Annotated in this window: 19 protein-coding genes and 1 pseudogene; 6 read left to right on the top strand and 14 right to left on the bottom strand. The window is 65.1% G+C overall.

The window, feature by feature from the left end:
* Window positions 1–178: 178 nt before the first annotated feature.
* The 6 genes from U0034_RS11140 to U0034_RS11115 form a co-directional block, all read right to left on the bottom strand.
* Window positions 179–1519 (bottom strand): YadA family autotransporter adhesin, encoded by a 1341-nt coding sequence (locus tag U0034_RS11140; RefSeq protein ID WP_158243549.1) that lies wholly within the window; start codon window positions 1517–1519, stop codon window positions 179–181.
* 769 nt (window positions 1520–2288) lie between these two features.
* Window positions 2289–4106: a glutamine--fructose-6-phosphate transaminase (isomerizing) gene (glmS, locus tag U0034_RS11135; RefSeq protein ID WP_085228513.1), complete on the bottom strand. Its 1818-nt coding sequence runs from the start codon at window positions 4104–4106 to the stop codon at window positions 2289–2291.
* 82 nt (window positions 4107–4188) lie between these two features.
* The gene (gene glmU, locus U0034_RS11130) at window positions 4189–5550 is read right to left on the bottom strand and encodes a bifunctional UDP-N-acetylglucosamine diphosphorylase/glucosamine-1-phosphate N-acetyltransferase GlmU (protein WP_085228512.1); all 1362 of its coding nucleotides are present in this window, start codon (window positions 5548–5550) and stop codon (window positions 4189–4191) included.
* Window positions 5551–5677: 127 nt separating this feature from the next.
* Window positions 5678–6694: a tRNA 2-thiocytidine(32) synthetase TtcA gene (ttcA, locus tag U0034_RS11125; protein WP_085228511.1), complete on the bottom strand. Its 1017-nt coding sequence runs from the start codon at window positions 6692–6694 to the stop codon at window positions 5678–5680.
* A gap of 3 nt (window positions 6695–6697) precedes the next feature.
* Entirely contained in the window at window positions 6698–7093 is a 396-nt protein-coding gene (locus tag U0034_RS11120; protein ID WP_085228510.1) for a dihydroneopterin aldolase, read from the bottom strand.
* 112 nt (window positions 7094–7205) lie between these two features.
* The gene (locus U0034_RS11115; RefSeq protein ID WP_085228509.1) at window positions 7206–8039 is read right to left on the bottom strand and encodes an SDR family oxidoreductase; all 834 of its coding nucleotides are present in this window, start codon (window positions 8037–8039) and stop codon (window positions 7206–7208) included.
* 13 nt (window positions 8040–8052) lie between these two features.
* Between U0034_RS11115 and U0034_RS11110 the strand changes: the two genes are divergently transcribed.
* Window positions 8053–9291 carry a class I SAM-dependent methyltransferase gene (locus U0034_RS11110; protein WP_085228508.1) on the top strand — a complete coding sequence of 413 codons (1239 nt, stop codon included), beginning with the start codon at window positions 8053–8055 and terminating at the stop codon, window positions 9289–9291.
* Between the two features lie 4 nt (window positions 9292–9295).
* On the opposite strand, the gene U0034_RS11105 is transcribed toward U0034_RS11110, so the two are convergent.
* The 4 genes from U0034_RS11105 to U0034_RS11090 form a co-directional block, all read right to left on the bottom strand.
* Entirely contained in the window at window positions 9296–10555 is a 1260-nt protein-coding gene (locus tag U0034_RS11105; RefSeq protein ID WP_085228507.1) for a multifunctional CCA addition/repair protein, read from the bottom strand.
* The gene (locus U0034_RS11100) at window positions 10552–11202 is read right to left on the bottom strand and encodes a glutathione S-transferase family protein (RefSeq protein ID WP_085228506.1); all 651 of its coding nucleotides are present in this window, start codon (window positions 11200–11202) and stop codon (window positions 10552–10554) included. Before U0034_RS11100 ends, U0034_RS11105 begins: the two co-directional genes overlap by 4 nt.
* A gap of 75 nt (window positions 11203–11277) precedes the next feature.
* On the bottom strand, window positions 11278–12234 hold the full coding sequence (locus U0034_RS11095) for a complex I NDUFA9 subunit family protein (RefSeq protein WP_085228505.1): 957 nt from the start codon (window positions 12232–12234) through the stop codon (window positions 11278–11280).
* Window positions 12235–12321: 87 nt separating this feature from the next.
* Entirely contained in the window at window positions 12322–14292 is a 1971-nt protein-coding gene (locus U0034_RS11090) for a lytic transglycosylase domain-containing protein (RefSeq protein ID WP_085228568.1), read from the bottom strand.
* Between the two features lie 20 nt (window positions 14293–14312).
* On the opposite strand from U0034_RS11090, the gene U0034_RS11085 reads away from it, so the two are divergent.
* Complete coding sequence (locus U0034_RS11085; RefSeq protein ID WP_085228567.1) at window positions 14313–14912, top strand: 5-formyltetrahydrofolate cyclo-ligase; 600 nt, start codon at window positions 14313–14315, stop codon at window positions 14910–14912.
* Window positions 14913–14963: 51 nt separating this feature from the next.
* Here the strand turns inward: U0034_RS11085 and U0034_RS11080 are convergent, their stop codons facing one another.
* A complete protein-coding gene (locus tag U0034_RS11080) occupies window positions 14964–15476 on the bottom strand; it encodes a winged helix DNA-binding protein (protein ID WP_085228504.1) in 513 nt (170 codons plus the stop codon).
* Between the two features lie 223 nt (window positions 15477–15699).
* Between U0034_RS11080 and pxpB the strand changes: the two genes are divergently transcribed.
* From pxpB to pxpA, 3 genes are read left to right on the top strand one after another with little or no spacing between them, the layout of a single operon-like run.
* Entirely contained in the window at window positions 15700–16353 is a 654-nt protein-coding gene (gene pxpB, locus U0034_RS11075) for a 5-oxoprolinase subunit PxpB (protein WP_085228503.1), read from the top strand.
* Window positions 16350–17399, top strand: coding sequence for a 5-oxoprolinase subunit C family protein (locus U0034_RS11070; protein ID WP_085228502.1), 1050 nt, complete (start codon window positions 16350–16352; stop codon window positions 17397–17399). The genes pxpB and U0034_RS11070 overlap by 4 nt, the downstream gene beginning before the upstream one ends.
* A 19-nt stretch (window positions 17400–17418) precedes the next feature.
* Window positions 17419–18171 carry a 5-oxoprolinase subunit PxpA gene (gene pxpA, locus U0034_RS11065; protein ID WP_085228501.1) on the top strand — a complete coding sequence of 251 codons (753 nt, stop codon included), beginning with the start codon at window positions 17419–17421 and terminating at the stop codon, window positions 18169–18171.
* Between the two features lie 99 nt (window positions 18172–18270).
* Here the strand turns inward: pxpA and U0034_RS11060 are convergent, their stop codons facing one another.
* Genes U0034_RS11060 through U0034_RS11050 form a run of 3 tightly spaced genes read right to left on the bottom strand, consistent with a single transcriptional unit; the run spans window position 18271 to window position 19520 of the window.
* Window positions 18271–18873 carry a phasin family protein gene (locus U0034_RS11060; protein ID WP_085228500.1) on the bottom strand — a complete coding sequence of 201 codons (603 nt, stop codon included), beginning with the start codon at window positions 18871–18873 and terminating at the stop codon, window positions 18271–18273.
* Window positions 18874–19092 carry a hypothetical protein gene (locus U0034_RS11055; RefSeq protein ID WP_085228499.1) on the bottom strand — a complete coding sequence of 73 codons (219 nt, stop codon included), beginning with the start codon at window positions 19090–19092 and terminating at the stop codon, window positions 18874–18876.
* Window positions 19093–19109: 17 nt separating this feature from the next.
* Entirely contained in the window at window positions 19110–19520 is a 411-nt protein-coding gene (locus U0034_RS11050; RefSeq protein WP_085228498.1) for a hypothetical protein, read from the bottom strand.
* A gap of 473 nt (window positions 19521–19993) precedes the next feature.
* Between U0034_RS11050 and U0034_RS29225 the strand changes: the two are divergent.
* Window positions 19994–20302 (top strand): annotated as a pseudogene (locus tag U0034_RS29225) (LuxR C-terminal-related transcriptional regulator); the annotation flags it as partial.
* Between the last annotated feature and the right edge of the window lie 5 nt (window positions 20303–20307).

Below are 20307 nucleotides of genomic sequence, written 5' to 3'. Positions count from 1 at the left end.
CAAGTCATACAACAGGACCTCTTGATTTCAAATCGACTTGGGCAATGCCCTCCGTTAGTCGATAGTCGGTAGTCCGGCGAAGCCCCCCTTGCCCGCGCTCGAATTGCCCGCGAACCATGGATTCATGGTTCCGCCGTGGTTCTCGGCGCGGGTGGCTGGGGGTACCGATGCGCGGGCTCTAAAATCGATACCCGGCGCCTACGCCGCCGCCATACGAACCGCGCGAGTTGGCCGCAAAGGATCCTTTCACGGACCATTTCGACGTGGACGTGGAGACACCGATGGCGGCGGCGGATTGCCCCTCGAAGGTCCCGCCGGCCACGGAGATCATGCTCTCGCCCGGATAGGCCTGCGGCAAATTGGCGATAGCGATGGCCGAGGCTGTCCCGCCGAACGCATCCTTTCGGTCCGTGTCGATTTTCGACTGGAGTTTGCCGACCTGCTCGTCGGTGTAGCTCTTCGCCTTACGCAGATTGTCCTCAACCGCCGCATTGAGCTGGCCGACGTTCGCCGCATCGGTGTTCTGCACGCCATCCACTACGTTCGTGACGCGCATCCTCCCGCCGTCGAGCCCCTTGGCGATCGGCTTATCAGGGGTGACGACGGGCCGTTCATCGTGGGGCGACTCGTCGCGGCGCGGGCTGCGCTTCTCGAGCTTTTCGACACGCCCCGTCAGGCTGAATAGTTGGCTGCCGTTGACGGCGTCTGTGCTGTTCGCGCCGATGCGGCCTGCGGCGACGTTCGTCAGCGAGACCTGCGACACGGCGCCCACACCGCCAAGTGTGACGGTGGAGTGGTTTTTTCCGGAGTCATAGAAGACGACATCTCGTAGAGCGTTGGCCGTGTCGAGCCCGGCAGCTTTCAGCTGGCCCAGATTGACAGCATCTGTGTCCGCGGTGCCGGGTGCAACGTTGGTGATCTGCCGCTGCAGTTTCGCGCTGCCGACCGACACTGTGTTTGCGCGATCCGCGAACGAATCCGGACCCAACGCAACGGAATTCGAGGCGACCGTGCGCGAGCCGGCTCCCAATGCAACGGACAGGTCGCTCTCGGCTTTCGCCTCACGCCCAAGTGCAATCGCCTCATCGCCTGTGACCACTGCATCTCGTCCGATGGCGACTGCCGCGTTCGTGCCTATTTTTGCCCTGGTCCCGATGGCAACGCCGTTGGATGGATGGTTTGGTCCGACATGCTCGGGCGTATTGATGATCCCTGATTCATCGCCGATATAAATTCCACCGAATGAGTCACTGCGGCCCTCGCCCGCATTTAATAGTGCGCGCGAGCCGATCATATGAAATGATTTATCGTGCCGATGCCGGATCTTCGCCTCTTCAGAGGCCGGAGCGGTGGCAGCAACGGATACCGACGCTTTTATAAGGACGAGTGCTAACGGAATGCACCTGAAGCGGACGCCCATCCCACCTGACTGCATGGTCTTCATAGTTTGTACGAATCCAAGGTAGCAGAATTGCCCATTGAAGAAAGTGAAATCCTTTCTTCTTTCCCATTGTTTCAATGATTCGTCTGCTCCGCAGGCGGCCGACCGCGCGGCTCCTCCCGCCAACTCATGGTCGTGCGATACATCATGGCGCATCGCGCGATGCGTGAGTGAGGACTACCCGTCGCTTCCAGCTTTTCTTTGGCGTCGGGAGTAATCTGCAATGGCACTAGTCACTTGCGAACAAAACGAGATCCGAAATATACAAAGCCGCTCCGACCATGGATATTGGATCTGACCGAAACTCGATCTGACAATTCTGCGAATTCTTCGATACTGATTCGCGTTTGTTAAATCTCGCTATTTATGGATAGCGAGCAACTCCGGTGCGCTGTCTCGGTTCGACGGCTTATATCGAGACGTTAGCGGGCGATTCAGCGACGAATGTCTGAACGAATACTAGTTCGTGTCAATGCGGCATGCCAGACACTTGATCGAAAAGCGGTGAATCGAGTACAACACCGAGCGACCTCACGGTTCGCTCGGCTATCTCGCGCTAGTGCAGTTCGCGAAGACACACGAAATAACGGGATTTTCAACCACGGACTCTAGCTGCCCTTCGTACTAAAACGGGGTAGGTCAGGATGGGAACGCGCTGGCTTGAAAACAGCGGAGCGGTTTGGATGCTTGCAGAGAACTGGCGTGCACGCGGCGCGTCCGGGAAGCACGCCATGCCCTGCTGATAGGGGTTTGCGGGAACGAAGCCCCTTCACATAACGCTTCTAAAAGGAGCCGTGGCACGCTTTCATTTTCGGGGAGCACAGGCTACGAATCATATAGCCCCCCCTCACTCCACCGTCACCGACTTAGCCAAATTCCTGGGCTTATCGACATCGGTGCCCCTTGCGCAAGCGGTGTGATAGGCAAGCAACTGCAGCGGCACGACATGGAGAATAGGCGAGAGCATCCCATAGTGCTCGGGCATGCGAATGACATGAATCCCTTCGCCATTGACGATGCGCGTATCAGCATCGGCAAACACATAAAGCTGCCCACCTCTGGCCCTGACTTCCTGAATATTCGACTTGAGCTTCTCGAGCAGCGCGTCGTTCGGTGCCACGGTCACCACGGGCATAGCCTCGGTCACGAGCGCGAGCGGCCCGTGCTTCAATTCCCCGGCCGGATAAGCCTCGGCGTGAATATAGGAGATCTCCTTGAGCTTCAAAGCCCCTTCGAGCGCGATCGGATAATGCATGCCGCGCCCGAGGAAGAGCGCATTCTCCTTGCGCGAAAACTCCTCCGACCAGGCAATGATCTGCGGCTCCAGCGCGAGCACGCTGTTGAGCGCCGCGGGCAGATGCCGCAGGCTCTTCACATACCCGGCCTCGCGCGCCGCATCCACCTGCCCGCGCAACTTCCCGAGCGTCACGGCGAGCACGAACAGCGCGACGAGCTGCGTCGTGAAAGCCTTCGTCGACGCCACCCCGATCTCGCGTCCGGCGCGCGTAAGGAACGACATCTCGGTCAGGCGCACCATCGCACTCGTCGAAACGTTGCAGATGGAAAGCGTGTGCCTGTGCCCCAACGCCTGCGCGTGCTTGAGCGCGGCGAGCGTATCGGCCGTTTCACCCGACTGCGAAATGACAACGACGAGCGCATTCGGATTCGGCACCGACTCGCGGTACCGATACTCGCTGGCGATTTCCACCTGCGTGGGAATCTTGGCAATCGACTCGATCCAATACTTCGCCGTGAGCCCCGAGTAATAACTCGTGCCGCAAGCAAGAATCAACAGGCTGTCGATCTCGCCAAACGCCTTGGCGGCCGCCTCTCCGAACAATGCGGGCTCGAGACTGTCGCCGGCGGGCAGGGTGTCGGAAATCGCACGCGGCTGCTCGAAAATTTCCTTCTGCATGAAATGCCGATACGGACCCAGCTCGACGGCGCCACCATAAGCCTGCACCGTCCTGACCTCACGCGTCGCATCATGCCCTTCGCGATCGCGAATCCGCACGGCGTCGAGCGTCAGCTCGCACACGTCCCCCTCTTCGAGGAACATGAATCGATCGGTGCTGCCGGCCAGCGCCAACGCATCGGAAGCCAAAAAGTTCTCGCCATCGCCGAGCCCGACCACGAGCGGCGAACCCTGGCGCGCGCCCACCACCGTATTCGGCTCGTCCTTGTGCAGCACGCCGATTGCATACGCTCCGTGCAACTGCTGCACGGCCTCGCACACGGCATCGAACAAGCTGCCGCGATAAAGGCTGTGAATCAGATGCGCGATGACTTCGGTATCGGTCTGGGAAACGAACTCGTAGCCCTTGCCGCGCAGCATCTCGCGCAGCGGCTCGTAATTCTCGATGATCCCGTTGTGCACGAGCGCGATCGCGTCGCGCGAGAAGATCGGATGCGCGTTGTCCGTCACCGGTGCGCCGTGCGTCGCCCAGCGCGTATGCGCAATGCCCGTGGGGCCATCGAGATGGGCCTCGCGCACCTGCGAATCGAGATCGGCCACGCGCGAGACGCTGCGTGCGCGCCGCGGTTCGCCGCCCGCCAGCACGGCCACGCCGCACGAGTCATAGCCGCGATACTCCAGGCGGCGAAGTCCTTCGATAAGAACGGAAACGATGTTACGTTGCGCAACCGCGCCGACTATGCCGCACATGGGTTCATCCCTTCGATGTCGCTGTCACTTATTCGGCGCCCGCTCGCCGCGCGCGCCGTTTCCTGCATTTCACCGGGGCTGCTCAGCCCTTTTTCTTGACCGGGCGAACATAGCCCGAGCGCGCCGTCTGCGTTTTCTCGTTGAGCACGAGCGTGCCCTCGGGCACGTCTTTCCATACCGTCGTGCCAGCCGCGATCGTCACGCCGCGGCCCACGCGCACAGGTGCCACGAGCTGCGTGTCGGAGCCGACGAAAACGTCGTCCTCGATTACCGTACGATACTTGTTCGCGCCGTCATAGTTGCAGGTGATCGTGCCCGCGCCCACATTCACGCGCGCACCTATGTCGGCGTCGCCAATGTAGGTGAGATGGTTCGCCTTCGAACCCTGTCCAAGCGCGGCATTCTTGACTTCGACGAAATTGCCGACGTGCACTTCGTCCGCGAGCGCGGCGCCCGGCCGTAGCCGCGCATAAGGCCCCAGCACGGCGCCCGCGCCAACGCTTGCGCCATCGATATGCGTAAACGGCTCGATGCGCGTGCCGGCGCCGATCGTCGCGTTGCGCAGCACGCAATGCGCGGCAACCGTCACGTTGTCTCCCAGCACGACATTGCCCTCGAACACGCAACCGACATCGATCGAGACGTCGCCCCCGCACGTGAGCGAGCCTCGCACGTCGATGCGCGCCGGGTCTGCCAACGTCACGCCGCCTTGCAGCAGCGAATCGGCCACATTGCGCTGATAGATCCGCTCGAGCTGGGCGAGCTGCGCCTTGCTGTTCACGCCGAGCGTTTCCCACTCTTCGTCGGGCTGCGTCGTCACCACGTCGAAACCCGCTTCGATCGCATGCTCGACGACGTCGGTCAGGTAGAACTCGCCCTGTGCGTTGTCGTTCTTCAGCGCGCCAAGCCACATCGCAAGCTGTGCCGTAGGCGTCACGACGATGCCGGTGTTCACTTCGGCGATGCGCAGCTCTTCGGGCGTCGCATCCTTCTGCTCGACGATGCGCACGACGTATCCCGCCGCATCGCGAACGATGCGCCCGTAGCCGTGTGGATCGGCGAGCGTGACGGTCAGCACGCCGTAACGGCCGTCCACGGCTGCATCGGCGAGGCGCTTGAGCGTGGAAGCCTTCGTGAGCGGCACGTCGCCGTAGAGCACGAGCGTGGGCTGAGCGGGATCGAGCAGCGGGAGCGCCTGCTGCACGGCGTGCCCGGTGCCGAGTTGATCCGTCTGTACGGCGAATTGGATATCGGGTGCGGCAACGGCCTCGCGCACGGCGTCACCGCCGTGTCCGACGACGACGACGATGCGTGACGGCGCCAATGCACGCGCCGTATCGATGACGTGGGAAAGAAGCGGCCGGCCGGCCAGCGGGTGGAGCACTTTCGGCAGGGCCGAGCGCATCCGTTTGCCGGCGCCCGCGGCGAGAATGACAATATTCATTGCGTCGGCGGAAGTGGTTCGAAAAACGAAAACAGTGGTTCGATTTTAGCACCACCCCTTCCGCCCGAAGGCGGCGTCGGGCACATTCGCAAGCCGCCCGGCAAGCATACCGGGCGACACCGCCCGCTCAGAGATCGTCGAAACCGGAAAACGAAATACGCTGTGTGCCCGGCCCCTCGCCACCGGCGGCATCAGTCGAGCAAGGATCGTCGTCGAACGCGATATCGCCGAGCGGATCGGCCACGCCCGTTGCCCGCAAGCCCGCGAACGGGAACAGGTTCGTGTCCATCAGGTGCGACGGCACGACGTTCCCCAATGCGTTGAACATGTTGTCGGTGCGGCCCGGAAAGCGCTTGTCCCACTCGCGGATCAACGCCTTCATTTCCGCACGTTTCAGATTCGGCTGGCTGCCGCAGAGATTGCACGGGATGATCGGGAACGCACGCAATTCGGCATATTTCTCGAGATCGACTTCCTTCACGTACGCAAGCGGGCGAATGACGACGTTCTTGCCGTCATCGGACTGCAGCTTCGGCGGCATGCCCTTCATCTTGCCGCCGTAAAAAAGGTTCAGCAGCAGCGTCTGCAAGATGTCGTCGCGATGATGGCCCAGCGCGATCTTCGTCGCCCCGAGCTCGCCCGCCACCCGGTAAAGGATTCCGCGCCGCAGCCGCGAGCAGAGCGAGCACGTGGTCTTGCCCTCGGGCACGAGCCGCTTGACGATGCTGTACGTGTCCTGATTCTCGATATGAAACGGCACACCCTGGCTAGCGAGGTACTCGGGCAGCACGTGCTCGGGAAACCCGGGTTGCTTCTGGTCGAGATTCACCGCCACGATCTCGAAGTCGATCGGCGCGCGCTCGCGCAGGCGCAGCAGGATGTCGAGCAGCGCGTAGCTGTCCTTGCCGCCCGACATGCAGACCATGACCTTGTCGCCCGCTTCGATCATGTTGTAGTCGCCAATCGCCTGGCCGACCTGGCGCGCGAGCCGCTTGAAGAGCTTGTTGTTCTCGTATGCTTCTTTCTGTTCGCGGCGCGTGAGCGCGCGGCGTGCGCCGGCCTCGGGCCCGCTTCCGGCCGCCATGCCTTGTTCGGATGCTTGGGTGGCGGCTGCCTGCGCGGCAGCGGTGTCAGGCGCGTTCATGAATCAATCCTCTTTGATACGAAAGACTTCGACGCCCACGGCATCGCAGTCGGGATAAACGTCGGGCTTCTCGGTCGAAACGCACACGGCCCGCACCTTGGGGTGCGCGAGCAGGACGGCGGCCACGTCGTCGCACAGCGTTTCCTGCAAATGGATGTGCCCTTTGCCCACGCGCGCGGCAATCGTCGCGCGCATGAAGTCGTAATCGACGACCTCATGCAGTTTGTCCTCGACGGGCGTCGTGTCCCTCAACGGCACGAAAAGCTCGACGTTGATTACGACGCGCTGCTCGCCTCGCTTTTCGAAGTCGTGCACGCCGATGTTGATGAAGACCTCGTAGTTGCGCAGAAAGAGCCTGCGGCAATCGGCGAGCCGGGGATGCAAAAGGGCGCCAACCATATTCGTTCCAATCAAAATTTGCGTGCGGCAAGCACGCCATGCACGATCTGCGGTGCGCGATCGGCAGGCCGACCACGCCCCTGCCGCCCCTGCCGCCCGTGCACCGGCCCGTTCACCGCGCCAAAAACATCACGTCGCGCGGCAGCGGCACGAGATGCTGCCCACCATCGACGACGAGCGTCGCTCCCGTCACGCCGCCCGCCTCGGCCAGGTAGCAGGCCGCGCCGACGATATCCTCGACCCGCGACGCGCGCCCGAGCGGCGTGACGCGGTGCGCGGCCGCAAAGCCGTCCGGCGTCTGGTCGGCCGATTGCAACGTGAGCCCCGGCGCAATGCCCACGACGCGCACTTTCGGTGCCAGCGCCTGCGCCAGCGTGACCGTGGCCGTTTGCAAGGCCGCCTTCGACAGCGTGTACGACAGGTAATCCGGATTCAGGTTGTAAAGCTTCTGATCGAGCACGTTGATGACCACCGCCCGCTCCCGCTCGTCTTCGAGCGCGGCATCGGGCGTCGCGTCGTAAAGCGTGCGCGCCAGCACGAGCGGCGCCCCAACGTTGATCGACATCGTCCGTGCGAGCAGGTCGTAGCCGACATCGGTGGCCCGATCCTCGCTGAAGAGCGATGCATTGTTGACGATGCAACGGGGCCGGCCGAGCGCCGTCGCGCACGCGCCAACGAGCGCTGCCGCCTCCGCCTCCACGCCCAGATCGGCGCGCAACGCGCACGCACGGCGGCCCAGCGCTTCGATTTCGGCCACCACGGCCTCGGCCTCGTGGCGCGAGCTGCCGTAATGGACCGCGACATCCCACCCTTTTTCCGCGAAGCCGAGCGCGAGCGCGCGCCCGATCCGCTTGGCCGCGCCCGTGACGAGCACGACGCGGCCAGCCGGTGTACCGCTCGCGGGTGCCGCTTCGGCGCGGGTGCGTGGGTCGACAGAAGCGCTCATTTACAATGCCGGGATGAATCAGAATGCTCACGAACCCGGTAGTTTACCCGTTCCCGGCGCCGATGCGCTCGCCGCCAGCGCGGCCCTCGGCGCCCTCGTGCGCGAGGAAATCGCGGCTGCGGGCGGCTGGCTGCCGTTCGACCGCTACATGGAGCGCGCCCTTTACGCGCCCAGGCTCGGCTACTACAGCGGCGGCGCCCGAAAATTCGGCCTGTACGCCGAGGACGGCAGCGACTTCGTCACGGCCCCCGAACTCTCGCCGCTCTTCGCGCAGACGCTGGCGCGCGCCGTCGCCGAGGCGCTCGCGGCAAGCGGCACGCGCGCGCTGATCGAGTTCGGCGCCGGCACGGGCAAGCTCGCCGCGGGGTTGCTCGGCGCACTCGATGCGCTCGGCGTGGACATCGAAAGCTATTCGATCGTCGAACTTTCCGGCGAGCTGCGCGAGCGGCAACGCGCCACGATCGAGGCGCAGGCCGGTGCGCTTGCCGCCCGCGTGCGCTGGCTCGATTCGCTGCCGACGCATTTCGAGGGCGTAGCCGTGGGCAACGAGGTGCTCGACGCAATGCCCGTCAAGCTTTTCGCGCGCAAGGCAGGCGTATGGCATGAGCGCGGCGCGGCGGTGCTCGGCGATGGCCGGCTCGGCTTCGAAGATCGCCCGCTCGGCGACGAACCGGGCGCCGTCGGCCTTTCCGCCTACGATGCGGCGGCGCTCGCTGCCGTCGATGCCGAAACAGACACAGGCGCGGGCACAGGCGCGGATTACGTCACCGAAACGCACGCGGCAGCCGCGGCCTTCACGCGCACCGTTTGCTCGATGCTCGGGCGCGGGGCGGCCTTCTTCATCGATTATGGCTTTCCGCGGCACGAGTACTATCACCTGCAGCGCGCCGAGGGTACGCTGATCTGCCACTATCGCCACCGCTCGCACGGCGACCCGTTCTTCTACCCGGGGCTGCAGGACATCACGGCGCACGTCGAATTCACGGCCATCGCCGAGGCGGGCGTCGAAACGGGGGCGGATCTGCTCGGGTACACGTCACAGGCGCGGTTTCTGATGAATGCGGGCGTCGTCGAGGTGCTGGCCGGCATCGATCCCGCCGATACGGCCCGCTACCTGCCCGCCGCGAACGCCGTGCAGAAACTCGTCTCGGAGGCCGAGATGGGCGAACTCTTCAAGGTGATCGCCTTCTCGCGCGGCCTCGACACCACGATCGCCGCCTTTGGCCGCGGCGATCGTTCGCATACCTTATGAATCGCTAAGAATCGCTATTCGCTTCGGCATCCTGGCCGAGGGCCTCGGCCACGGCTTTGATGCGCGCGCGATGCACGGCGTCCTTGATCTTCGCGGGCTCGCTCGCGAAGGCCTGCGCCACCGCGCCGGCATCGACCGAACGCGCCGCGGCGAGCGCCACGCGCAGCCGCTCCGGTTGCGGATAGTCCCGCGTTTCGAAGTTGAGCCGGCCCCGCGCATCGGCTTCGCATGCCTGCAGAGCCTCGGCGAAGCGCGCGGGCTTGCGCAGGGCATCGGCGCGCTCGAGCAGGCGCACGAGCGCGGCTGCCCCCATTTCCATCACGCGATGAATGTTGCCGTGCTCGCGTGCGACGAGCAGCGCGAGATCACGGCATTCGTTCGGCACGCGCAGCCGCTCGCACATCGGTTTGAGCAGATCGACGCTGCGCATTTCGTGACCGATATGGCGCGGCAGTACGTCGGCCGGCGTGGTGGCCTTGCCGAGGTCGTGCGTGAGCGCCGCAAAGCGCACGGCGAGCGCATAGCCGCGCGCGGCGGCATGATCGACGACCATCATCACGTGCACGCCGGTATCGACCTCGGGATGGTAATCGGCGCGTTGCGCCACGCCGAAGAGCGCATCGATCTCGGGCAGCACGCGCACCAGCGCGCCGCACTCGCGCAGGGCCGCGAACATCCGCGAGGGCTTCCTTTCCATGAGCCCGCGCGAGATTTCCTGCCACACGCGCTCGGGCACGAGCGCGTCGACTTCGCCGGCTTGCACCATCCGCTTCATCAACGCGAGGGTTTCCGGGGCGACCTCGAAGTCGTGAAAACGCGAGGCGAAGCGTGCAAGCCTGAGTATGCGCACCGGATCCTCGACGAACGCGTCGCCCACGTGCCGAAAGCGCTTGGCCTCGAGATCCGCGCGCCCGCCGAACGGGTCGATCACGGGGCCGACGAGCACCCCGTCGGCCCGCAGCTCGCGCGCCATCGCGTTGATCGTGAGGTCGCGCCGCGCGAGGTCGTCTTCGAGCGTGACGTCGGGCGCATAGTAGAACTGAAAGCCGTGATAGCCAGCGGCCGTCTTGCGCTCCGTGCGCGCGAGCGCATACTCCTCGTGCGTCTGCGGGTGCAGGAACACCGGAAAATCCTTGCCGACGGGCCTGAACCCTTGCGCGATCATCTGCTCGGGCGTGGCGCCGACCACGACATAGTCGCGGTCGGACACCGGCATGCCGAGCAGCTCGTCGCGAATGGCGCCGCCTACCGCGTAAATCTTCATGCGAGGTCGTCGTACTTGGCGAGCCGGTGCGTTTCGCGCTCGGCCGCCTCGATCCACTCGCGCACGGCCGGCAGTGCCGTCACGCGCTCGCAGTAGGCCGCCGCTGCCGCCGAAAGCGTCGGTGCATAGGTGTTGAAGCGCATCACGACGGGCGCATACATCGCATCGGCGATGCCGAACGTCTCGCCGAAAAGGAAAGGGCCGCCGTAGCGTTTCAGGCAGTCGTTCCAGATCGTGTCGATGCGGGCGACATCGGCCAGCGTGCCCGGCGTGGCGCCCGCGCCAGGGCGCTTCGCGCGGATGTTCATCGACATCGTCGTGCGCATATCGCCGAAGCCGCCATGCATCTCGCTCGACACCGAGCGGGCGTGTGCGCGCACGGCCGCATCGCGCGGCCAGAGCGCATGCTCGGGATGGCGCTCGGCCAGCGTCTCGAGGATCGCAAGCGACTCCCAGACCGACTGCCCGTCATCGGTCACGAGGCAAGGCACCTTGCCCGACGGCGAATGCTGTGCGATACGCGCCGGCGTTTCGTCCTCGCCAAGCTCGATTCCGACCTCTTCGAAGGGAATACCGGCATGACGCATCAACACCCAGGGCCTCATGGACCAGGAAGAATAGTTCTTGTCTCCGATGACGAGTTTCATATCGCGCGTAATGGTGCAGGTTGAGGTGCAGGTTGAAAAAAACGGTGCTCGCTGCCACGAGCCGACGATTCGATCCTACCGTCCCGCTGTCGTGCGAAACGCGTTGAAGCGCGAGCGCAGCGACGCCGCGCCGAGGTAGGCCGGCGCGATCGCCTCGATGCTCACCGGATCGAGATCGAGCTCCGGCGCGATCGGGCCCGACATGATTGCATCGCGCATCATCGAATCGAGGTTGTCGCGCGCGAGCACGGGCTCGCCGGGCAGCATCTCGAACGTCAACGCCTGCATGTAGGCGAATGCGCCGGGCAGCCGCACGATCCGCGCGTGGCGGCCGATCACTTCCCCGCAATATTTCACGAGCGCTTCGAGCGTATAGACCGTCGGCCCGCCGAGTTCGTAGATGCGCCCTGTCGCGGCATCGAGATCGAGTGCGCGCACGATCGCCTTGGCCACGTCGCCCACGTAGACAGGCTGGAACCTGGCATCGGGCTTGGCGAGCGGTATGACGGGGAAGAGCCGCTGCAGCAGCGCGAACGTATTGAGAAAACGATCTTCGGGGCCGAAGACGACCGACGGCCGGAAAATCGTCGTGGCGAGCCGCGTCGCGCCGCGCACCGCCTTCTCGCCATCGCCTTTCGAGCGCAGGTACATGCTCGGGCCCTGCGGGTCGGCATTGAGCGCACTCAGATGGATGAGGCGATGCACGCTCTTGCCCTCGCAGGCGGCCGCGATCTTCGATGGCAGCTCGACATGAAGCCTGGCGAACTCGGGACCGTACGGCGTGCCGCGCCGGCCATGCAGCGTGCCGACGAGATTGATGACCGCATCGGCCCCCTCGACGAAGCGCGCAAGCTCGATCGGATCGAACACGTCGAGCTCGATCACGTCGAGCGGCAGCAAAGTGAGATGCGCCGCACGCTGCCGGCGCCGCGTGGCGATGCGCACGCTCTTGCCGGCCGCGATCAGCGCGTTTGCGAGATGCGTACCGACGAAGCCCGAACCGCCGATCAACGCTACCGATTGATGTCGCATCTTCGACTCCCTGGCTGGCGGGCGCCGCGACGATCCGGCGCGGCGCCGTGCGCCCGGCAACGGGGCGCGGCACACACCGGCGCGGCGTCAGTCGGGCAAAATGGCGCCGAGCCGTGCCTTCAGCGACTGCGGACGGCCTTCGAACAGCGCCGCGTAATAGACCGTGTTGGACAGCACATTCTTGACGTAGTCGCGGGTCTCGTTGAACGGGATCGTCTCCGCGAATATCGCACCCTCGACGGGCCGCTGCAGCGTCGCCCGCCACTGCCGCGGGCGCCCGGGCCCGGCGTTGTAGCCGGCCGTCGCGAGCACGGCGGAACCGTCGAACTGATTGTAGATCATCGACAGATAGGTCGTACCGAGCAGGATGTTCGTGTTGATGTCGTTCAGCTCCGAGGCCGTCACCGGGCCGAGGCCGATCTTCTTCGCGACCATCTTCGCCGTGCCGGGCATCAATTGCATGAGGCCGCCCGCCCCCACCTCGGAGCGCGCGTTCAGGATGAAGCGCGACTCCTGCCGGATCAGCCCGTAGGCCCATTCCACATCGAGCCCGTTCGATTGCGCGTCGCGCTCGACGATGTCGCGAAAGGGCGACAGGTAGCGCAGCGAAAAGTCGTGGTCCGCCTGCGTCCGGTCAGCCGTATTGACGGTGCGGTCGTAAAGGCGGATGCGGCGTGCATACTCGGCCACGGCAAGCAGCTGCCTGTCCGTCATGCCGCGCAGCGGCCAATTCCATTCCCGGTTGCCTTCGAGCCGCAAATTGAGCGCGTAAAAGCGGCGAGCAAGATCGAAGCCCGGCGTCTTGGAAACGGCATCCACCTCGGCATCGCTGACGACGGTCTTCGGCGGGACGGAGATCTTGCCGCCCAGCTCTTCGGTGGCGAGCTGGCCGTAGAAATCGAAGCGCGGCGCAATCTGCGCGAATTCCTGATTGGCGCCGGCCGTTTCGCCTGCCTGCTTGAGCGCGCGCGCATGCCAATACACCCATGCCGGCCGGCTGCGCAGCGCGGGCGGCATTTGCTCGATCGACCAGCGCACCATCGTCCAGTCGCCCGCGAGCAACGCGCTGCGGGTGCGCCATTCATAAGCGGGATACGACAGCGGCGCATTCGCCGAGAGCCGGAACCAGTCGACCGCCCCCGACACCTGCCGCGCGGCCGCCTGATACCCGATCGTGCCCCAGCCGATCGCCCGTTCCGCCAGCGAGAGCTGGGGCGCAACGGTCGCGAACGTGGCAGCGGCGGTTGCCGCGTCGGTGCGCGCCATTTGCGTGGTCGCCAACAGCGCGAGTTGATGCGATGCCGAATCGGCGCCCACGCCGCGCGCGAGCAGGAGCGGCGGCGCGCTCGTAGCCTGGTCGAGCTTCGTCGGGTCGGGACGCACCGCACCGAGCGCGTCTACGAGCTTCGCGCCGGTAGACGTCACGCCCTGCTCGTAGGCGAGCCGGATCTGCTGCCACACGTCGTCCGACGTGAGTTGCCCGTTGGCCGCGAGCGCCGTCACCAGATCGACGCAGCCGTCGCCGTAGTAGCGCGGCTCGACGAGCAATGCGCGGGCCGCCTCGGCAACGTTCTCGCCGCGCGACGCGCGCGATTCGAGCGCGTAGCACTTCACCTGGGTATCGTCGTTGAGCACGAAGCGCGCGTATTGGGCGTCGAAGGTGCGCCAGTCGTGGCGCGCGCCGAGCACGGTCAGATAATCGTTGCGCAGGCGATCGGCGATTGCCTCGCCGTCATGGCGCTGCAGAAACGAGAGCACCGGCGCGTCGGGCGCATCGAGCCGGGCATGGCCGCTGCCGTCGAAGAGCTGCGGTTTGAGCTGAAAATACTCGAGATACGACGGCGCGGGATAGTCGGGAATCTGCGCCGCGAGCCGCGCGGCTTTCGCCGCGTCGTTGTTGCGGGCAGCCTCGCGCAGTTGCACGAAGATCTGATCGTCGGTCAGTGCCGCGGGCGTAGCGGCATGACGCCCGGCAGACGCCGTGCCGCACGCGACGAGTGCCGCGGCGGCCAGGGCGGAGCAAGCCGCGCGATATACTCGAACAAGGCGTTTCGACATCATGTTGAGTGGAGCAAAAATTGAGCGAAAGCATAGCATGCAACGCGGCGGCGAATTCGAAAGCCGAATTGCGCAAAGCCTTGCGTGACGTGCGTCACCGCGCGGCCGCGACGATCGGCGCCAACGATGCGCTCGCCGCTCGGCTCGACAGCGTGCTCGCTCGCTTGTCGCCCCTCTCCGTCGGGTTCTATTGGCCGCTGCCGGGCGAATTCGACGCGCGCGACGCGCTCGTAGCGTGGCTGGCGGGCGATGCGCGGCGGCAAGCCGCGCTGCCTGTCATCGCCGTCAAGGGCCAGGCGCTCGCGTTTCATGCCTGGTCGCCCGATACTCCGATGCGCATGGGCCATCATCGAATACCGGAACCGCTCGATACGCCGGCCGTCCTGCCCGATCTGCTGCTCGTGCCCTGCGTCGGCTTCGACGATGCAGGCTACCGGCTCGGCTATGGCGGCGGCTACTACGACCGCACGCTCGCGGCATGGCCCGGCCCATCGCAGCCCATAACGGTCGGTATCGCCTACGAGGCATGCCGGATCGAAGCGCTGGCGCACGAACCACACGATCGCCCGCTCGACGGCATCGTCACCGAAGTCGCCACGCGCCTGCGCGAGCGCGCTTGAGGAAACCACCGGGTTCGGCCGCCCGGGCATGCGGCGCTCGTCCTGTTTTCGTCAAAGCGATGCGGCAGCGCGGGCGGCCGTATCGTAAAGTCCCGATGCGTTGCGCATGAGTTGCGCGGCCTCGCCGATCTGCGCGTTGCCGAGCCCGCTCTCCTTGAGCGCGGCGATCAGGCAGCGCTCCCGCACCTCACGGTATCGGGCGCACAGTTCGCGGCCAGCCGGCGTGACCGAAAAGAACACTTCCTTGCCTGTCTTTTCGCTTTTTACGTACCCTCTCACTACGAGCTTCTTCAACGCATACGTGGCGACGTGCGTATCTTCAATATTGAGCACGAAGCAGATATCCGCGAGTTTCTTCTTGCGCTCGCGATGGCCCACGTGGTGCAGCAGCGAAACCTCGATGGCCGTCATGTCCTTGCCGCCGGCGGCGGACATGCAGCGGACCATCCAGCGGTTGAACGCGTTGCCCATCATGATGAGCCCGTATTCGAATTCGGACAGCTCGGCACTCGTATCCGAGACGAGGTGCTCAGAGGAAACGATCTTGGTTGGATGGCGCGACATGGCTGCGAATCGAAATGGCCGGGATGACCGGGCCGAATAGGGGGCAACGGTTGGCGCAGGGTGCGCCGCGCGCCGGCCGCCGCACGCCCGGCCAATGCGCTCGTTTGTAAATTGTCGACATTTTACCGATAATATGCGCCGGATACACGGACGGCGAGGGGTGCCGCGGGTATCCGCGCACCGGCGCCGCGCGCCTACCGTGTCGGCTTCCTGGATACCCTCGATGAACCAGCCCCGCATCTTTCCGTTCGGCGATACGGCCCTTGTTTGCGAAGTGCCGCCGCCCGCCACGCTCGAGTGCCAAAAGCGCGTGTGGGCCGTTGCCGCACTGACCCGGCAATGGCCGCACGTTGTCGACGTCGTGCCCGGCATGAACAATCTGACGATCGTGTTCGATCCGCTTTCGGCCGATGTTTCCTCGCTCGCCGCCGAGCTCGCCCTGGCCTGGGAGCAGGCGGAGATCGTCGATGCCGAAGCGCGCGTGATCGACGTACCGGTCCGCTACGGCGGGGCATTCGGTCCCGATCTCGGGGCGGTGGCCGAGCACACGGGGCTATCCGCCGAAGAAGTGGTCGCGCGCCACGCCGGCGGCAACTACATCGTGTTCTTTCTCGGGTTTCAGCCCGGCTTCGCGTATCTGGGCGGCCTCGACGAATCGCTGCACACGCCGCGGCGCAAAGTGCCGCGCATCGAAGTGCCGGCCGGCGCGGTCGGCATCGGCGGCGCGCAGACGGGCATCTATCCGGCTGCGTCGCCCGGTGGCTGGCAATTGATAGGACGCACCGCGCTCGCGCTTTTCGATCCGGCGCGCGAGCCGTTCGCATTGCTGCAGCCCGGCGATCTCGTGCGCTTCACGATTGCGGAGATCGAGCCATGATCGAAGTCGTACGGGCAGGCATTCTCACGTCGGTGCAGGACCTCGGACGGCCCGGCTACCGGCATCTCGGCGTCGCGACGGCCGGCGCGCTCGATTCGCTCGCGCTCGAGGTCGGCAACCGCCTCGTGGGCAACGCGCCGCACGCCGCCGCCATCGAGGTCACGCTCGGGCCCGCGGTGCTGCGCTTCACGCGCGCCACGCGCATTGCGCTGGCGGGTGCGCAGTTCGAGGCCACGCTGGGCGGTACGGCCGTGCATGCATGGTGGAGCCTGCCGGTGCCGGCGGGCACGGAACTTGTGCTGCGTGCGGCCTCGCGCGGCATGCGCGGCTATGTCTGCGTGCGCGGCGGTGTCGACGTTCTGCCGATCCTCGGCTCGCGCGCCACCGATCTATGCGCCCACTTCGGCGGGCTCGGCGGGCGGGCCCTGCGCGAGGGCGACCGTCTCGCCACCGCCAGCCTGGCCGGTGGCGCCGGTGCCGGCATCGCACTCGATGCACCGCCATTCGGGGTAAAGGCGCCGCAGTGGTGCCGTTTCGCCGTGCCATCGCACGAGCCCGCGCGCCGCGGCCGGCACACGGCCGGTGCCGAGCGCGCCACGTTGATCCGGGTGCTGCGCGGCCCCGAATACGACAGCTTCGCCGACGAAGCGAAAGAGTCGTTCTGGTCGGAGGAGTGGCGCGTCACCACGCAGAGCAACCGCATGGGATACCGGCTGGCCGGCAGCGCGCTGACCCGCTCCACGCCCACGGAATTGCTGTCGCATGCGGTGCTGCCGGGCACGATACAGGTTCCGCCGAACGGGCAGCCGATCGTGCTGATGGGTGATGCGCAGACGACGGGCGGCTATGCGCGTATCGGTGCGGTGATCCAGGCGGACCTGTGGAAGCTCGCCCAGGTGCGATTGAACGGTGGCGTACGCTTCGTCCATAGCTCGCGCGAGGAAGCGCTTGCCACGCTCGGCGAGCAGCAGGCGTACTTGCGGCAGATCGACGTGGCGATGGCCATGCACGAAGAGCGGCTGCGGCGCGCGGCGCATGCAGCCTGAGGGTTTGAAAGAGGTAGTCATGGAAATCGATCTGAATGCCGATCTCGGCGAAGGAAGCGGCTCCGACGAGGCGCTGCTCGGCCTCGTGAGCTCGGCGAACATCGCCTGCGGCTGGCACGCGGGCGGTGCCAATGCCATGCGCGACTGCGTGCGGCTCGCCATCGACAAAGGGGTGGCCATAGGCGCGCACCCGAGCTTCCACGATCCCGACAACTTCGGGCGCAAGGAGATGGACCTCCCGGCGGACGACATCTACGCCGGCATCCTTTATCAGCTCGGCGCGCTTTCCGCCATCGCGCAGGCGGAAGGCGGACGGGTCGCCCACATGAAGCCCCACGGCGCTCTCTACAACCAGGCGGCGCGCGATCCCGCGATCGCCGATGCGATCGTATCGGCCGTGCACGATTTCGATCCGTCGCTTGCGATTTTCGGGCTTGCCAATAGCCGCTTCATCGAAACGGCCCGCGAAGCCGGGCTCGCGGCAATCGAAGAAGGCTTCGCCGATCGCGGCTACCGCGGCGACGGCTCGCTCGTGCCGCGCAACGAGCCGGGAGCGCTGATCGAGTCGGAAGACGAGATGCTGGACCACGTGCTGTCGATGGTGCGCGACAAACGCGTGCGCGCCATCGACGGCGGCTGGGTGCCGCTCAACGTGCGCACCCTCTGTCTGCACGGCGACGGCGAGCATGCTCTGGCGTTCGCACGCCGCCTGCGATCCGCGCTCGATGCGAGCGGCATCGAGGTGCTCGCCGCGTCGACACTGCGTACCTGAACGGACAAACCCGCGGCAATCGCCGGGGGTATCGGAACACACACGTCGAACGCCGGGGTTGCGCGAGCCGCAGCGGCGGCTCGCGCAACCCTTGCTGCCTCAGCGCCGACCGTTGGACGACGCCCCCTCGGTCGCTCGCCGCGCAGCCTTGGCCGTTGCGACCGTCATCGCGTCGAGGTTGGTGGCCGCGGCCTGCAGCGCCTGCAGGCCCGCCTTCTGAATCGTCTCCGAAAAGGCATTGCCAGCCTCGATGGCCGCTTTCCATACGACGACCGCGGACTCCGCGGGCGGCGCACTCCCTTTGCTCCCTTCGTCAGAGAACCAGTCGCGATACGTGTCGCAGCGCGAACGCACGACATCCGCAATTTCCGCCTGCGCGCCCGCTGCGATGTCATAGACTTTCCGCCCATAAGACTGGGTCTTCTCGATGAAGAACAATGGAGGAAAGGACGGGGGCAGGAGCACGTCGAATGGCAATCTCGGCAATGCGCTGCGGATGACGTTGTCCTGCGCATCCTTGATCAGCGAATTCATCGCTTCCATGTTGAGGTTGCCCAGCCTTTCCGCGCTATCGAATACGACATCGGCGACCCCGAACGCCACACCGAGATTCGCTTTTTGCTGTGCCGCGATTTGCTTCCATGAAAAATTCATGATTGGACTCCGTTTATCCGCATTTGCAGGACCCGGCCATGCCGGCATTCAATGAAAATCGGTGCGCGGACGCCCCACACGCGTGAGGGACGCGACCATCGACGCTCCACGGCTCGTAAGACGGGGTTCTTCGCGGCCGCACGGCAACGGCTCCAACGTCACGAGTTCCTGGGCGAGCAACGTCTCGATATCGGCGAGATCGAGGTTGCCGCGATCGAGCGCCGCTTCGAGAAGAATCAATGCTGCGAGTTCGTGCAGACTCAACATGCTTGTCTCCCGAACATTCACAACGACGCACAGCCCGGCCGCAGCCGGGCACTGCGCCCCGCGCCCACGCCCGGCCCCCCGCGCTCGATCCAGCGCACGGTCACGCCCTTGAACTGCCCCGCCACCTCCACCCCCGCATCCACGGGGCGAAAGCGGCGCCGCTCCATGCTGTCGAGCAGCGGCGCGAGCGATTTCGCCGGGTCGCGCTCGATGCGCACCGACAGTTCCGCGCCAACCCAATCGATTTGTGTGATGCGCAACTGCATGCGACGCAACTCGCGGCGTACGCGATTGAGCCTTCGCAACCGCTCGAAAAACGACGGGGTGAAAAGATGCGCGTCGCGATCGTCCTCGCCCGGCATCCTCTGCGCCGTCTCCATCGCTGTGCCCTGTTGCCGCGCGCGAAGCGGCTCGACTCGCTCATCCATGGCAATTTCTCCGCATGTCGTCGTTGCCCGGTACGCGACGGAGCCGGCCGCAAGCGGCCGCCCCCTCGGGCGAGCAAACGGTATCGTTACGTTTCGATAACAAGCTCATTAATCGGATGCGTCCCGCAACCGGGACTACGAAGCCCTCACGCGGGAGACGATAAGTGCCCTGAGAGAAATCGTGCTTATTGCACCAATCGTGGGGAGCGCGACCGATGTATTTCATTGTGGGCGCGCGATGCTGTGGGCTCTATTCGGCAAATGAAGTAGCCGGCATTTCAGCCTTGCAGATTCACAAACCAGAATAAAAATCTCGGCATTACAGAAACTGAATTTTCTACCGCATTTGCCTAATAGCCCTAAGCAACGTCGAAAAAGAGAATGGGTCCGTCAAAAAAACGCGACACCGCGCGCCGCGACAAGTTGATATCGAATCACCGAGGCTCCCATTAATTCCATGGAAATCCCGATATATGGAAAATTCGACGCACCGAAAACATTGTCCGCATGGAACGCGCATTTCAGCGCACGAAAGCCGATTTCCGGCACGCGCGGCTTCCCCGGATCGCTCGCGAAGCGAAGCGTGGCCCGCGCCGCGCATTGCCGGAACGCGCTGCGCCGCGAAGATGGCTGCTCCCGTTGCGGCGCAACTCTTACCGAATGTCACAGGAGAAGGCATGACGCCCACGAGTCGTGAGGAAACCGTGCTTGCATTGATCGCGCAAGGCATGACAGACCGCGAAATCGCGGCACAGTTGTCCTTCTCGATATCGACCGCGCGCAAGCA

The organism is Trinickia caryophylli, assembly GCF_034424545.1.
Lineage (GTDB): Bacteria > Pseudomonadota > Gammaproteobacteria > Burkholderiales > Burkholderiaceae > Trinickia > Trinickia caryophylli.
The sequence above is the reverse complement of the archived record's forward strand: the minus strand, read 5'-3'. Positions and strand labels throughout refer to the sequence as shown.